The sequence below is a fragment of the Brevibacillus reuszeri genome (assembly GCF_001187725.1).
Lineage (GTDB): Bacteria > Bacillota > Bacilli > Brevibacillales > Brevibacillaceae > Brevibacillus > Brevibacillus reuszeri.
On the sequence record NZ_LGIQ01000007.1, the window covers coordinates 849,076 to 865,497 of the forward strand.

At 35.3% G+C, this 16,422-nt stretch carries 15 protein-coding genes; 1 reads left to right on the forward strand and 14 read right to left on the reverse strand.

The genetic code is table 11. From position 1 onward, the window contains the following. Positions 1-46: 46 nt before the first annotated feature. From ADS79_RS13875 to ADS79_RS35290, 14 genes are all read right to left on the reverse strand, one after another. A complete protein-coding gene (locus ADS79_RS13875; protein ID WP_049738968.1) occupies positions 47-1,162 on the reverse strand; it encodes a hypothetical protein in 1,116 nt (371 codons plus the stop codon). A 173-nt stretch (positions 1,163-1,335) separates the two neighbouring features. Continuing rightward, positions 1,336-2,925: a hypothetical protein gene (locus tag ADS79_RS13880; protein WP_049738969.1), complete on the reverse strand. Its 1,590-nt coding sequence runs from the start codon at positions 2,923-2,925 to the stop codon at positions 1,336-1,338. 17 nt (positions 2,926-2,942) lie between these two features. Continuing rightward, a complete protein-coding gene (locus tag ADS79_RS35850) occupies positions 2,943-4,778 on the reverse strand; it encodes a hypothetical protein (protein WP_049738970.1) in 1,836 nt (611 codons plus the stop codon). Continuing rightward, a complete protein-coding gene (locus tag ADS79_RS13890; RefSeq protein WP_049738971.1) occupies positions 4,775-5,869 on the reverse strand; it encodes a hypothetical protein in 1,095 nt (364 codons plus the stop codon). The genes ADS79_RS35850 and ADS79_RS13890 overlap by 4 nt, the downstream gene beginning before the upstream one ends. 210 nt (positions 5,870-6,079) lie before the next feature. Further along, positions 6,080-6,400 (reverse strand): hypothetical protein, encoded by a 321-nt coding sequence (locus ADS79_RS13895; protein WP_049738972.1) that lies wholly within the window; start codon positions 6,398-6,400, stop codon positions 6,080-6,082. Between the two features lie 15 nt (positions 6,401-6,415). After that, positions 6,416-7,627: a hypothetical protein gene (locus tag ADS79_RS13900; protein ID WP_049738973.1), complete on the reverse strand. Its 1,212-nt coding sequence runs from the start codon at positions 7,625-7,627 to the stop codon at positions 6,416-6,418. A gap of 11 nt (positions 7,628-7,638) precedes the next feature. Continuing rightward, positions 7,639-7,938 carry a YonK family protein gene (locus ADS79_RS13905; RefSeq protein WP_049738974.1) on the reverse strand — a complete coding sequence of 100 codons (300 nt, stop codon included), beginning with the start codon at positions 7,936-7,938 and terminating at the stop codon, positions 7,639-7,641. 393 nt (positions 7,939-8,331) lie between these two features. Beyond that, positions 8,332-8,955, reverse strand: a complete 624-nt coding sequence (locus ADS79_RS13910; protein ID WP_049738975.1) for a hypothetical protein — start codon at positions 8,953-8,955, stop codon at positions 8,332-8,334. Positions 8,956-9,234: 279 nt separating this feature from the next. Next, positions 9,235-9,522, reverse strand: coding sequence for an HU family DNA-binding protein (locus ADS79_RS13915; protein ID WP_049738976.1), 288 nt, complete (start codon positions 9,520-9,522; stop codon positions 9,235-9,237). A gap of 153 nt (positions 9,523-9,675) precedes the next feature. Beyond that, entirely contained in the window at positions 9,676-10,404 is a 729-nt protein-coding gene (locus ADS79_RS13920; RefSeq protein ID WP_049738977.1) for a hypothetical protein, read from the reverse strand. Next, positions 10,401-13,193 (reverse strand): hypothetical protein, encoded by a 2,793-nt coding sequence (locus ADS79_RS13925; RefSeq protein ID WP_049738978.1) that lies wholly within the window; start codon positions 13,191-13,193, stop codon positions 10,401-10,403. The genes ADS79_RS13920 and ADS79_RS13925 overlap by 4 nt, the downstream gene beginning before the upstream one ends. Then, positions 13,190-14,662, reverse strand: a complete 1,473-nt coding sequence (locus tag ADS79_RS13930; protein ID WP_049738979.1) for a competence protein CoiA — start codon at positions 14,660-14,662, stop codon at positions 13,190-13,192. The genes ADS79_RS13925 and ADS79_RS13930 overlap by 4 nt, the downstream gene beginning before the upstream one ends. Beyond that, positions 14,656-14,916: a hypothetical protein gene (locus ADS79_RS13935; RefSeq protein WP_141261147.1), complete on the reverse strand. Its 261-nt coding sequence runs from the start codon at positions 14,914-14,916 to the stop codon at positions 14,656-14,658. Before ADS79_RS13935 ends, ADS79_RS13930 begins: the two co-directional genes overlap by 7 nt. A gap of 99 nt (positions 14,917-15,015) precedes the next feature. Next, positions 15,016-15,165, reverse strand: coding sequence for a hypothetical protein (locus tag ADS79_RS35290; RefSeq protein ID WP_161807283.1), 150 nt, complete (start codon positions 15,163-15,165; stop codon positions 15,016-15,018). A gap of 140 nt (positions 15,166-15,305) precedes the next feature. Between ADS79_RS35290 and ADS79_RS13940 the strand changes: the two genes are divergently transcribed. Then, positions 15,306-16,349, forward strand: a complete 1,044-nt coding sequence (locus ADS79_RS13940; protein ID WP_049738981.1) for a tyrosine-type recombinase/integrase — start codon at positions 15,306-15,308, stop codon at positions 16,347-16,349. The last annotated feature ends 73 nt before the right edge of the window (positions 16,350-16,422 follow it).

Below are 16,422 nucleotides of genomic sequence, written 5' to 3' on the forward strand. Positions count from 1 at the left end.
TTGAACACGAAAGTGTTCAAAATTAATTAGCAAAAGGTGTTCAATTTTACTTGACGGTTACAACAGTGTCACTTACCGAAACAAGCGCATCAATTTTCTCATTAAGTTGGGCAGTAAGGTTGGTTTTTTCACTTTCAAGTGCTTTGATTTGAACTTCCTTTTCACTCAGGAGTTTTGCGGTTTCATTTAGATCAACGTTAATATTCACGTTGGTTTTTTCAGCTAAAATTTTGCTTAATTTTGTAACGGTGCCTTCACCAATAGAGATAGCATCTTCAGATACCGAATAGGTAAATACCATATACTCATCTTCAGAAGATCGATCAATATCATAAGCAAGTACTTTATGCTCTTCGGGATAGATTTCCCATACTGAATAATAGGGATTGCTATTCCATCCTTTTGGGTTCAGCGCTTCATACACCTTTTGATGCAAATCCCTTGTCGTAAGTGCAGAAGTGTCCACTTGTTTCTTAGACAATTCATTTTCCTCCTCATCTGAAACGACTTTATTTTTAATATCACTGGCTAAAGCTTCTGCAAGTTCATTGTCAATTTCATCTACAGACGCAACTTGTAAAATCCCACTAGAATCATAGGCAGGATCTACGCTCTCACCAAGCAAAGCATGTCCAATGAACACGCCTTTATCAATCACCTTTATTTGTTTATTATTTATGGTCTCATAGTGACTCTCGACAACTTGAATTTCCCATGAGGTTTTTATCCCTTTTTTAGAATCAATTCTTCGCTTGATTACATCATATGCTTGTGAAAATCTTTTCCATATCTTGGCGTTGGCAACAATATAATCTTGTTCTTCAATTGCCTCAATTGAAGAGGAATAGAAACTTCCAAACGCTGAAGTATCGAATTCAACATCTGTATATTCATTACCGTCTTCATCTTTTTTCTTCACGAGTTTTACATTGTGCCCAGAAAAATCCTGAGTCCCATTGCTCTTAGTAATGACTTTTCCAACTAAGGGCTTTATCTGTAAAGTATCAATCCAAGTGTCAATTGTGTCTCGATTTAGCATAACATCATTTTTGTTTGGATCGAAATCACAAATGATGAATTTGGCATCAAGGGTATCGCTATTGTCTGATTCACTAATGATTATGTTATGAGTGCTAATAATTTTGATAATCTCTTTGTTCAATATATCACCACCTTTCTAGCCGAATTCAATGTCATGCTTTTTCAATAAATCCTTGATTATGTTTGAATTGTCAAGTTGAGAGTCTAATTCTTCAGATGTGACCACATCAATGGGATTTTCATCAATGTTTAAAATTAGTGGAGTAGTACAGCATGGACATTTAACATGCTCAATCATTCAGAACCTCTTCTGTTTTGATCCTCAAGTTGCTTGTCTGGATCATTATTATCAATTGGACGACCACTTGACTTACTCGAATTGGTATACGCAGTTAATCGAGGCTTAAATACTTCATCCAGACCCTCGCTATTCTCCTGTGCCCGTTTCTGTTTCTCATCTTCCAAATCAACACCTAATATACTAAATACAGTAGAATAACTCGCGTTCATTTTACTAAATAGAATTTCTGCAAGTTTGAACTTTATCTCACTCTCTAGTTGCTCACTATCAATGACTTCAATAGTTGGACAGAACTCAATAGGGATATTGTTTTCTTGAAGGACAACTTTGTACCATTTTTCAAGAACATCTTCTAGTTGTTCAGAGATTTTATTTATTGTTTTCATCAGTTCCCGAATTGATATGTTTGCAACAGTGAAAGTTTGTTTTGAATCCTGATTTAAAAAGCCAATTCCCAAAGCAGTCATAATTTTACTTCTATAGTAGTTGACATTATTGATATTAATGTTCTCTACATTTGGCTCAATGTACTTGATATCCTCAACAAAGGGAGCACCCGTATACATAACTGTTTCATTTTTCCATGCTCTCATGAGAGAATCATGAGCATATGCCATTTGTTCAAAACCTTGTTTATCGAAATCTTTTCCTAATATCTCTTTATGTAGCTTCTGAAAAATGATCTTCTTACCTTTAGCTTTGGCATTAACCCTATCTGTTTTTTCGAAAGTAGTGAGCATCATGGCAGATTCAAAAGTCCGAAAGATTGGTGTCACCCCATACTTGCGTCCCATGTTGTTCACTCTCAATATACCTGAGTGCTTAATATCAAGTTTTGTGTATGACTCTTTATTGGCGTATGCTTCGCCAACTTCAGGCGGATAAGCGCTATTGATTTCGTCTGCTGCATTATTAAAGAACAGGCTCTTACCTTTTTTTGTTTTCTTATTTATCTTTTGTAATCTGCTCTTTAGTTCATTGATGTTCATTAATAGGCATGGTTCACCATCGATATCATAATCACTTACTTCCACTACACCTAAAGGGTAATGATCCACAACATAGCTTCCACCACAATTTTTCCTTAAGTACATTGGATAGTTGCCTTCAGAATAAGCAAGAGGTATTGATTTCCTCAATAAGTTTCTTATGCTAATTTGTTTATTAAAGTCATTGATAATTACCTTGACCTTTTCTAAAAGCTTCTGCTTATTGCGATTACTAGAAAAATCCCTATATGATAGTTTAATATCAGTATTTATGTTGCTCTCGATGGTTTCATATACTTTACCAATTAAATCATCCTTATTGATAAAGTAGCGAGCATATGCATTTATCTTCTTTACCTTTTCTAAGTTTCCTTGTGGGTTATCTGCAAGGTCATCGATTGTGTCATTTGATATAGGTGTCTTACCCAACGATGATTCAGTTAGGTATGATGAGTATTGATGATAGTTATTATTAAAGTTAAAAAATGCTTGCTCAATCCATTGTTGGGATTGCCCTTCTGAAGTTAGAACAATGGTGTCCTCATCAGCCTTTGAAGCGATAACCACTTTAAAATCTTCCTTTTCACTTGTCATTGATTCACCACCTTGCGTTAAAAAGTTACCGATGACACGCACTGTGGAGCTGTGCTCCAATCTATATTAACTGACTGCTTTGTCGTAATACTTTCCCTTCTGAGCTCATATAAGTAATGGGCAAGCATTAACAACGTATAGAATCTATCATCACCAATCTTATTTTCCTTGTCTTTGGGCAGCTCATAGCTGTAATTGTTGTTAGATGATTTAATTCTATGGATGGCAACCGTCTCTTCTTTCATTAAGTCCATATTAGCAAGAGCGATCTCTTCTTCGATGGTCAAATGATGTTCCTTGATATTTTTTTCTTTTTCTGAATCAACAGCAATGTTTACAAAACCCTTGCCATCATATTCTTTCGTAAACTTGATTAGATCTAATTCTAAAAGTTCTTTGAGTTCTTCAACCATCTGCTTCTTATACTTTTTAGGGGAGATAAGCCTTAACTTATTTACTGCATTAGGGTATTTATTATCATAACCCTTGTACTCTTCATGGTTAAGATCAATCAAACCTTTATGCAACATGCCATTGTCATCTACCCAATCGTCCAATAGATTATCTGCAAATGCACTAATGCCGCCACCACCAGAACCACTATCGAACATGACAGATAGAATGTTTTCGTAATCAGGGGCTTTGCCGTTATAGTTAAGAAGCATGTTTTTGAAGTATTTTATCTGATCGGGGGTCTTCATGGGCGTTCGTTTCTTCTTCTCAACATCGATCATGCTTACAACATTCACGATTTCACCCATCCAGCCAATATTTGAGTCATATATTACTTTCATAACAGAACAAATAGAATTGTCATAGCTACGAGCAGGGTCGAATGCTAAAACAAACTTATCTCTATTTGTTAAGTTAAATAGCTCAGGAAGTTGATGGATAGAGTTTCTAACCAACACACCACGCTTGAATACCTGTGTGTCGCCACCATCAGTGGTAAATCGGTTGTAATACTCACGATTTGCTTTTTCTCGATTGCCCTTCATTGCGTTTTCTACTTGTTCTTTTTTCAGTAGGGGAGGGTGAACTTCTCCATCCATTAAAGGACTCAATGGTATGTCACAAGGGATGTCTGCAACAAAGTATCGAGTGTCCCCCAAGAACATTTTCTTAGAAAACTCTTTGTATCTTTTAAAGAAAATCGTGTCAATATCACTTGCTGAAGAGGCATAAATCAATTGAGTAGGGTTCTTTTTTCGCTGTGTATCAAGGTTAAATCCTTCATCAGTAGATGTGGCAAAGTTACTGTCTTGTGTTGCAAAAGCTTCACTGATGAGAACAATCTCGTCACTGGAAAAACCAGCCTCATCAAAGAAAACAAGAGTAGCACGCTTTGATCTGTTGTTGTCAGGATTGCCATTTAGAGTGAATATTTCGCTGCCATTATAGGACATGGTATGAAAACTTGCGGGGTTGTGTGTAAAACCATCCTGATTAGCAGGACTAGTGACAACTTCAGTTCTAAAGATGTCTTTTAGAGACTTAGTAGATTCAATTCGCTGCTTAGCGATCTTTTCAATCTTCATAAATGTCTCTTGTGATTGAGAGCCTACACTTGAAATAATATATATCTGCTGATTCTCGAAGAGTAAAAACTTAAGAATCATGAAAATGGCGCCAAGAAAGCTTTTACCGAAGTTACGAGAGCAACACCACAATACGTAAGGCTTAGTCCATGATTCTTGAAGTATGTATTTTTGTGCATCTAATAATTTAATTCCCAATATCTGCTCACAAGCAATTACTGGATTTCTACGCCAGAACTTAATGATTTCTGAATTCTTCTCGTATAAGTCAATTTTTCGCTGAGACAATATATCTTTTGAACGGCTTTTTTTCATTGACTATCACTGCCGTTCTTTTTCAATTCAAGAATTTGCTCATTTGCGAGACGCAGTTTCTCTTCTAATTCCATAATTTTATCCTGATAGTTTAAAAGCAAGTCACGCTGTTCTTTTAACATATCTTCCAAGTCTTTTTCATCAAAGTTCAACTGGGAAAGAATACTCTTGTTACTTATGTCTGCTGTAATCTGCATTCCATAGGCCTTTTTCATATCGTAATAATCTTCTTCTGCATTCTCAAAGCCAAGCTCACGAAGATCTTTCATTAGATACCCTAATGTACTACGACCAGCCTTCTTATCGCCACGATGTTTGATGGCAATGGCATTTTCCTTAGAGAGTTTGTCATTGCTTTCGATAATTTGCTTAATGTCTCCACTATTTGAAAGAAATTTTTTCTCGTCAGAACTTAAATTATTTATAAGCAGATCAATCTTACGTATTTGATTATTGTTATTTAGTATTTGAATGATAATTGATATTTTATATTGATCCTCTAAGGTATCTTCATCAAGATAGGGGATGAGTTCAGCATACAAGAATTTTCTATCTAGTTTCGAATATCCTGCAAATGGATCATATCCTAGTAAACGAACGGTATCCTTTTGAGATTGCATATCTTCAGGAGTGAGCTCAATATCATCATTTTTAAAATCTGTCTCGTCAGATACAGACTCACTGATTGGCACATCGTCAAATTCAGTAGATTGAGATAGAGAAGTATGGTCACTATCTTTAAAAGTTAAATCCTTTGAGTTAAGAGCCAAGTTCTTCATGTAAATGCCAAAAAGGTCTTTTTTTGTTTCATTGGATTCTTCGATTGACACTAGCCATATTTGAGTCAAAAAAGGCTTATTTAAATCTGCGAGAATTGACCTTACCTTCTCAATATACTCAAGACTATCAGGATTTGCTGGTGGCAGTCTTGCAACGATACAGTCTTTACAGACTGGATACTTTTTATCTGGATATAAATCGCTCACAGTTGAGTAAAACTTATACTTCAAAGTTTTTTCTTTGTTGCATTTTATGCAAGTTTTGTATTCTGTACTTTTTTTACTCGTCTTTGCTTCTGTAGTACGAGCCATAGCAAACACCTCCTAAAAAGAGAATAGGGAAGAGGGAGGGGAGGACTGCCTCTTGTCAGTTCACACCTATCCCTATTAGGCAACACAAAAAGCTGCCTAGACACTGTTTGAATAGGGGATTACTCAAACAGTGATAGACAGTTCTTAAGAGGGGAAATTGCCTTGCGGCTATGTCCGAACGGGTCTGAATAAAATTAATATTTGATGGGATTATTTACAGTGACATTGACTACAGCAGTTTGCTAAGTCACCATCTTCATCTAGAATGCCAACTTCAATTTCGTACAAGTCACCCATTTTACGTGCGATATCTTCATCAATATAGTGCTTTACTTCGTTATCTCCTGCTACATCATAGAATTCTAGTAAGAGAGTATGCAACTGTTGTTCAGATGTAGCATTAACGAACTTGCTGAAGAACTCTGAAACGATATCTTCAGCTTCACGCAGATTGATACTAATCGTTTCAGTATCATTACAACATGGTTCACAAGGGCATTTATCAAAATGAAAACCAGTAAATTGATTCAAAATAGGCCTCCGATGTTAGTTAAGTTTTAATGTATGTGAAGTGACTTTTCCTTTGCCCTCTTCAAAAATCAACATCTTGCCAGCAGCTTTGGCACCGGTCAGCAACTTATCACTGAACTTGTCAGATCCCATTACAGAAGGAAGAATAATGACTTCACAGTCATTTGTTTCACCCTCACCAACTGTAATCTCTTCTGCATGATGGAAATGGGAGAGAATGAGATAATCAATAAATTCGCGATGTAGCATAGATAAATCCTTAAGTGCTGTTTTAACATTCTTGATTTGATGTCCATGCTTTGCGTAAAAACGATATCCACAAATCTCAAAACGAGCATAGTCATCCTTGTATTGCGGAACCTCAATCCGCTGGTTATTTGCCAGCATATCGTGGATGTATGTCGCAATAAGACGCTCAACGTCCTCTTTAGGAAATTGACCTGCCTTAGTTCCAAGTGGCCTAATCTCAGTATGATTTGATGATGGGACATGATGATATGTAATTTTCACATGGGTAGATAAACGATTAAGCCATTCAACCATCAAACGTTGATAGCGAATGACTTGATCCATAAGACCAAATTGAAGACTCATTAACTGACTAATGCGAAGTCCGATTCCATCAACATTGTCTGCACCGTTTACGATATGTAGATGGGTTAATTGTTCCTGATTAATTTTATTTACAGTTTGAACGAACAAATCTGCAAGACGTAGCCGTACCTCTTCTTCGTCGTATTTATTATTTACACTCTCGAAAATCTTACCAAAGTGTACGTCACCAAATCCAAGTACAGCACCTTTATCCCCAGTAGAGTAGGGGAGTGAGTGAAATTCTGGTGGTTGTAAAGAGTTCTCTTTGACTGCGCGAGTAAATTCTTCAATGAGCATTTCTTTTCGAGCGTCTTCACGGGCAATCCGATTTATATGTACACCAATTGTTTGGTTTTTGATTCGCTCTTTATGGAGAGTGTATGTTTGATCCTCAATCGCACTAGAAAGGTTGCTGGTGCCCTTAATCATGGCGTCCTCATAGCCTTCTTTGTAATTTACATACCACTTTCGGTATTTTGACTCTCCAAAATTGTCTCCAGTTTCTTGATTGATGAGATCCGCAATCTGGTTCCAGTTAATCTGATATGTATCCTTGTTTTCACATAGTCTAATTTTATATGCTTTGACGGTTTCGCCTTGAAGTCGTTGTAGAGTAGGGGAGAGTGTAGTCATTAAGTCCCTCCTTACTCTTCATGTGACTCATTTGAGTCTTCATCATCTGGCATCAACTCTTCGAGTCCGTTTTCTAATTTAATGCTCAACCCTAAATCAGAGACGCCATCGAGCACAGTAAGAAATTGATAAAGGTGTTCTCGTTTGATATTTTTAAGTGAAATTGATAACGTAGAATCCTCACCAAAACTTGAAACTAGCTTCTTCACACTATATGGAAACTCGCCATCTTTTTTGTATTCAGTGATGATTCCATCAGTCATATTAACTTCAAACGACTGGAAACTCATTGAGTTTGTTACCTTTGCCATAATCAATTACCTCCCATAATTGAATTAGTTATATGTAAGTATCTACTCTTTAGTAAATAAAAAAGTAGAGATATGCCGAGAATAAGAATCTCTCAACATATCTCTACTTCTAAAGAAGATTGATTGCTAACCATTTAGCTCGGTGGTTACTGAAAAGTCAATAGAGCATACTTTATCGACCAATACTCCGAGATTTAATCGAAATTTAATTCTTAAGTCCTGATCTTTGAATTTAAAGAGCTTTGATACTTTAACCTTGAAACTTAAATTTTAACCTTTGAGCTTTTATCCATTTGTAAATTCAATAGATTCTCTTAGGTTTGTTGCCTAGTTAACCCACTAGGCAAGGGACTCTAGTCTATCAGTTATTCAAATGGTTAGCAGTATATTCGGTCACTCTGTAAGATGAATCTTTGTGATCGTGTTTGATTCACTTAAGATAAAATCAACTTCACTCTCAAATTCATCAATTTCTTTACTTAGAGTATCAATTTTTTCTTTCAACTTCAATGGATCAACTAACTTTGCTTCGTTTTGTTCCTTAAATGGCTTAGAGATTGCATCCATTTCCGAATCTTTAACCTTCGAATCTTTGCCGAAGTTCGCTTCGAGTAATTTGTCTAGTCGAAGCTGGACTTCTTCATTTTTTGATTCAACTTGATTAACAGCATGGATATAATCTCTTCTCATTTTTTCTAGCAGTAGTTTGTCGTATTGAATTGAGGTTTTTCGTTCAATTGCTTCTGCAACAGTCATTGATTTACTACTGATGGTTACCTTGGTTTTAGCATTTGATTCAACAATTTGCGATTTAATTATTTGCCTGCGTTTTATCAAGTCAACAATCGATTGATGATTTTTCTCTGTGTTTTGCTCATATTCCTTTGTCGCAGTATAGCCAGACACTGGTTTCTGACCAATAGCAGAAGTTATAAAAGTCGTTTCATTAATACCTTTTTGTATTCTTTTATCGAGTAATTTCAATTCTGACAAACCTCTTGTAATTGATATTTCCATATATAACTCCTCCTCGAAGGGTTTTAGGAAAGAAATCTTCACACAATATAGCAATTGAGAGTTTAATATACAACTATTATAAAAGCTTGTCAAATTCTAGCAAACAGCTTATCTACGAATGTGAAGTGAATAGGGGAGAGGTGATTTCACCAATCCCCTGTTAACTCTCCATTACTTTGCACTCAGTTGCGCAGGGTGCGGAGACCCATGCGGTAATGGTCGCATACAATCCTTCTCAATCAGAAACTGCTCAGTCGAGCATTCACGTTCATCTATGTATTATTTCACTAATTCTTTGAGTGCTTTAGCTGGCTTAAAAGCAGGTGCTTTTGTTGCTGCAATATCAATTTCCTCACCAGTTTGCGGGTTACGACCTTTACGAGCCGCGCGCTCACGAACTTCGAAATTACCAAAGCCGATCAGTTGGACTTTATCACCCGTTTTCAGTGCATCAGCAATTGCGTCGAGAACCGCATCAACTGCTTTGGTTGCATCTTCTTTCTTCATCTTGCGTTCTTCAGTGGAGAGTACTTCTTTTACCTTTGCAATTAGTTCTGTCTTATTCATGTATATAATCCTCCCAGATATTTTAATCAGAAGAAGTGTTTAATAAAAGAGATTGTCTATTATTTTACTTACTTCCATATACAAAAATAGACTCGTGAATGCGCAACGCCTTGTGGCTGTAGGGATAACGACAATATAAAAGTGTCCACACAATCATTTTTTTCTATATTCACGTTGTTTTTCTGTTTTGTATTTTCTACGATACTCCTTGTTGCACTCGCTACACATTTTATGGTTCTTGCCTGTATGCTTAAAGAGACGATTGCAGTTACTATTTGTACACTCGCCAATCTTTTCACCAATGAATTTCAAGTATGTAAAGATGAAATCCTCAAAATTATCTATAACCAGTGCAGGGGAGGTGCTTTTATCAGCAAACTTAACCCATCGTTTGCCCCCCATAGTAATGTCGACCAGTTCTTTTGAAGTTAATGACTGCAATATTTCTAGTTTAGTTTTGGAATTCAGGTTTAGTTTACTAAGCCTGAATATATCTTCAATACTAACGTCAAACTTTTTATAATTATAGAACTTATAAAGAACTAACAATACAAAAGCTACTTTTTGCTCATTCAGCTTATCTAGTTGTTTTAAATATTCCAACTCTGAATGAGTGATGTAGACTTGTTTACCAGTGATGAATTTTGCCTTAGTTGCAGACTTCACCGTGGTATTGATTATCTTATACCACTCATCCTTATTAAAATATTCATTGTGTTGAGTACAAAATGAAATAAGGTGTCCTTTTACATCTTCATGAGAGTATCCTAGTTGAAAGTAGTATTTTGCTAATATGTGTAACTCATATACGTTTTTATGTTTAGTTAAATATCCACCTTTCAACATATTCTCTGCGTATTTCTTCTCATCAAATATAATCAAACAACCACATCCCTTAAACTGTATTTCTGACCTAGATACTCAGTTCCATTTCTATCTGCCATTGGAAGTTGAACAACTCCGTTGTTTTTATCCTGCAAAATGCTAATTATGCCTTGAATTCCGATATCCCATGTAAAATCCTTTGGGTCACTTGGCTCTAAATAGTAATTGATATATACAAGATGATTTGCTAGTTCCTTGTCATTTGAGCAAATGGAGTATGCTTCATTCCTTATCTCCTCATAAAACTCTTGAATTTGTTTATCTTGCTCATTTTCATCATTAGTTTCAAAATCTATGTATTTAAGCACATTATTTTTATGTTTAAAGTGCCTTTTTTTCTTGTATTTTTTGTAGAGTTCGATGAGTTTATTTAATTTGTATTGATCTAACGCAATTGTTTGATCATACAAGATATCGAACATCTCCATTGTATTTTCTTCATTTTTTGGCCTTTTAAAGCTAAAATCAACTTCCTCAATCATTCCACATAAAGTATTCATGATGCATTGGTTTTTTATAACGGGCATTTTACGATAGTAATCAGAAACATAATACATTTCTTGCTTACTTTTATTTTGTTTTCTTAATAGTTGATGCAAAGAGCATCCAAACTTTTCCTTACAAGCTCGATCACTTTTCTTTTTGTATTCCCTGTATTCATTCCTAATTTTGTCGTAGATATATATCATGAAGTATGGCTTCTTATCCGCAACGAGACTATTGTGATAATATTTCTGTTTCTTTTCTTCTTCGGTATCGTTTTCTATTAAAAAATCACGCTTTTTCCATTCAGTGGGGAATGGTTTCATTTTTATGCCTTTTGCTTGGTCAATTGAATCCCCAATATACCGCCTTAACAGCTTAATTCGATTGAGTAATTCATTATATTCTGGAGAGTCGGTCTTAAAATTGGCAAGCATTGCAATAAAAGTGGTGGAGTAGTTGGTGATTGAGCCAACTTTGGAATCAAAACTTCTTAAATCGGTCTTCAAGATGTTTGTGCTGTTCAGATGCTGATTCGGAGCAGATACCTTATCATAGGTTATGACATCTTGATTGGGGTATATAGAATCTAACATAATCCGATTATCTGTAGTGAATACAATGTCGTAGTCCCAATCAGAGTCAGAATGTCGAATCGTATCAACGCCCCACAAGTTATAAATGATTCCAGAGTTAATGTATTGATACCACTCTTGAGTTGAATCGTTTTTTACAAAATTTAAAATGTTATGTTCATGAAAATCTACCATTGGACTGCGACAAGCATCTACCTTAGTGACCTTTTTTTCATTCCAAAAGTGAGAGTAGTGTTGGTATTCTTTCAATAGCCCAGTAATATCATAGGAATCTTTATGATGACTAAAAGCCCACTGTGCCTGCCCATAAGGACAGCTGATCATCGCTTGGTAATTTCCATTCACCCAAAGCCTTCCGATTTTCGCCTCTTCGATTTTGGTTGAGATACTTTCGTATAGTGTTTTCTTGATATATGGGTCTTGGAGTAATTGGTCATTATACAAAATTGCTTTTACATATTCATTATTTGTCTTATCAAAAATTTCTGCGATGGTGTCTGAATCTTTACATGAACCCAACAAAAAGAGGAGGGTGGATAATTTATCACCATTGCAAATCTTTGTTATCCAATCCTTGGTGAACTGAATTAATTGGCTAATCTTTTCTTTGTCTAAATCTAAAGTTTGTATGTATTGATAATTTAACAGGCTCATTGTCTTGTCTACTTTTGGATTTACTTTAGTTACACCCCAAGAATGTCCATGATGCTTATGCAAGTCCACATATTCGCCCCAAGAACTGTAAAATTTATGCATTTTGAACTGACTGACGCTCAATAGCACATCAATGTCTTTAACATCCCATTCGTCACCTTTATAGTCTATGATTTTCTCGGTGTTGGCGACATTCTTTGCAAACTTGTGAAAATCAAAAACAACTACCATCCCCTTAATAAAGGCACTTCTAATTCCAAATTGAGAGGGGAGGTAGTCAAGTTCCAAATCATCCTGCCAAAGCTTCGCCATTTCAGGTGAAATTAAACCTTGACCATCCCACATGTTTGGAACAAAATCAATCTCTTTCTTAGTAATTTTTCGCTTTGTTGTCTTTTTTCCACCAACTATCTCTTCCTCGTCATCAACCCAGTCAACAGTTTTGCGCAGCTTATAAGCTTCACAATCTGGGATCACACAAACCCTTGGAGTTCTCACTGGATAGGTTGCAGACATGTGCAATCCAAAGTAAGCATTGTATTTGGCGACATTGATTTTTTTAATGTTGACACCACAATTTAATTTTCTTTCTAACGCATCTTTGATTTCTACATTTACAAATGATGCGATGCTGCGTCTTGATTGTCCTGATCCACTACTTAGCCGTAGAAATTTGATGCCATTAACATAAAACCCATTCTTGAAAATTTGTTTATACACCTTTTTATCATCAACTTTTACATTAATGATATCTGGCATAAATAAAAGTTTGTCTATCTCATTTTGTATCTCTACAATTTTTATGGAATTCTCATTTGAAGAGGGGAGACTCTTCAAATGATTGCGCTCTTGGAATAAACGCTTGATCATGTCTGAGTTAGGGGAGATTCCTCGTATATTCCTTATTGAGCGGAACACTTGGTTGTCACCAATTTGCACAATCTCTCCATTGAGCCTTGCCTGCTGAACAGTGAGATAATCAATAACACAATTTGTCTCATTTAATCTAGATGTTGAAATTTTGAATACATAAAATTGTTGAAGTTTAATCAATATGACTCCTCACTTTCATCTAAAATTCGTACATTTGTGAATCCATACGATATAAAAAAATTTATCAGATTGTGATGGTATGAAGTACATGATGTTATTTTTGGGTTATAATTTGGAATCATAAATACATACTTGTCAACTTTTTTGCGCTTTAAAAACCTTAATTCATTAATGAATATGTTTCTCATATACTCATCTGTTTGAGAAAAACCACGTAAAAGTTTAAATCTTACATTGTTGCTCACCTCTTTTGTTGGGAGTGTAAGGACAATTTCTGAATCAAGAAAATCATGCATTATTGCATTTATTTCTGTCTTTAGTTGTTGTTTATCGTGCTTTTTCTTATAACTTACAAAGTCGTTAATTACTGCGTTCGTGATGAATCTGCATATTGTGCTTGCATCTAAATCATCAGTCTTTATGCTGCTTATCTGACTGTGTACTATTCTTTGACCCCATTTGGGGCCACCACGTTTCCCTCTGCCAACAACAACTGATTTCCACATCTTTTTGCAATAATCTATGCTATCTTGTTTTATGAAAATAGTACGATCTGAGTTTTTGTTTTCAAATAAAATCGATTTAAGATATAAAGGTCTGTTACTACTACCAAGATGAAACTTGGCCGTTGCGTCTATATTAGTCTGGAAGAATGAATTTAGATTATCAACTACCTTATGAATTACCGAGTCAAGTTGTTTAGAGATCTCCAACTTTTTTCTTTTTAGCATTGCAGCGTTCATGTCATCTTCAATAAGATTTTGTATAGAATGTTGTTTCACAACAATTGAATTGGATTCTTTACTGAATTCAAAATCGTCAATCGCAAGACCATAATAATCATTTAGATAAATCAACTTATATGGCAATTTAGATTTGATCATTGAACTGCTAACATAAAAACATAACTTGTCAACGTCCAAGTATATGTTGCTATGTTTTTCAATCGTTTTGTAATATGAGCTGTGACTTATAGAGGAGCCATTTGTTACAAGGTTATACTTCTTCATCCCTAGAATCCAAAGGTCATTCACTCCAGCAAGCCTATACAATTCTCTACGTTCGAAATATTCGGTTGCAATGGGGGTGCATTGAAATTCTATGACATACTTGTTGTTTTCTAATTCAAAATATATATCAGGGCGCTGCTTAGTTGAAGGTAAGTAGTATTCAAGATGTAGATTTTTAATAATACCTTGATTCTGCATATTGAGTAGCCAATTATGAATGATCATTTTCCCCTTAATATGTTCCTCGGACTCTGGCTCAGAATAAATCTCGTCACATTCCTTGCTTTTTTCTTTATGTCTAAAGTAGGGAAGTACAATGTCTCCATGGCAATATTCGTAAGTTTTATTGCAATCTGGACATTTTAGTTTGTTTTTGTCTGACCATTTTTTTAAAGTGTACTTGTCGTAACTGTTGTCATGGCAGTTAATTATTGTCTCTCCAACCTTGCATGTTAGCAATAACTGTCCTCCTCAACATTCTCCAATGTTCCAACCATCATAACTTCGATTTCCTCAAGTTCATATGAATTGGCTTCTACTGTTTCAAATCCACGTTTATCAAGAGTGTACCCAATAACATCTAGAAATGTAGGTTCACAATTTACCAAAGATTGGGCTAATTTCTTTTCACCGTATGTATGGAGAAGATACTCATCAATACTTTTAAAATCTGACAACTGCTTACCTTGTACAATGCTCACTTTTTTGTTCAATATAGATGCTGCTACCAAAACCACAATAAAACATAGCAGTGGACACCTCCTTAGATTGTTTGTTTTTACTTTATTTATGTGGTTTTATATTTTTACTCATTAAGTTCGTTTGTCATATATGTATTCAACATAATCATTAAAGTCTTCATAGTTAGCATCACCTACATATTCAATATGGGATTTGCTTGAAGAACGTCCATAGAGACACATAAGAATGTTATCAATGTTGTTTTGCATAACTTCGATCATTTATTCACCTCCCTGTCTTGTTTTTATTGTATATTTTCACTCAGTAATAGTCAATAACTATTTATTTTTATGTTCTATATTGACAAACCTAACCGTTTGAATATAATTTAGTTATAGACCACATAGGAGGAGTGAACAAAATGAACGCCATGATCAACAATGTTACTGGCCTTAACAACAAAAGCGTATATAGTACTATTCAAACGTTTTTAGAGTATAAGGGAGATCGAAGTGAAAATACGAAGAAGGCATACGAAAAAGACATAAAATTATTCTTTATGTATGCTAGAAATAAGAATCTTAACGAATTAGATACAAGTGATTTAGAGTTCACAATTGATGATGTACTGAAATATAGAAACCATCTAAGGGGCCTAAGAAAGAAATCAGATGCGGAACGGAAGTATGCAAACAAATCTATCAATAGAATGATTGATTCTTTAAGATCACTTTATAGCTATTTGGAAAGAGCAAAGTATAATGTAGACAAAATGGCATTTGCTTTAGATGATCTACCTGAAAATGATTCTGAAGAAATTGGATATATGACACTAATGGAAATAGAGCAGATGGTTGAGCTTGCTAAAACTTTACCGAATGGCCTGCAGAAGTCTTTGCTTATCGAATTAGGATGGAAGACATCAATTCGAATGGATGCATTACTCGCCATTACATGGAAGGACTTCAAGAAGGTGAAAGCTGGTGTTTGGGTTGTTCGTGCAATTGATAAAGGTAATGAAGTAAGAGAAATGCCCATCACAGATCAATTTTACCAACGTATTTATGCCACTAAGGGCGAGGCTATGCTCACAGACAGAGTGTTTCAAATGGGAAGCACTACAGTTTTTGAAACAGTGGATACTTTAAAGCGGATATTAGGTATCACAGAAGACAGGAGAGTCAGCTTCCATTCAATACGTAAATTCTTAATTGACTTGATGGTTGAACATGGAGATCTAAAAGCAGCAATGGCTCAGTCAGGACACAAGAGCATTGAAACGCTATGGAAGCACTATGCGAACAAGCAAAGAGACTATGAAAGTATGGCAGGCATACTGATTGAACATAACTTTAATGAAAGTGCCCTGGATGATTTGAGCAAAGATGAGCTGTTGGCAATTATCAAAAATGACAGCCTTGTGAAGAATCGGGTGTTAATGGCCTTGGTAAGAGGGAAGAACTAGGTGGTCTTTCCTCTTGAATTAAATTAAAATATACAGTAATATAAAAACAACCGAAATAAAAGGGAGTGATTAT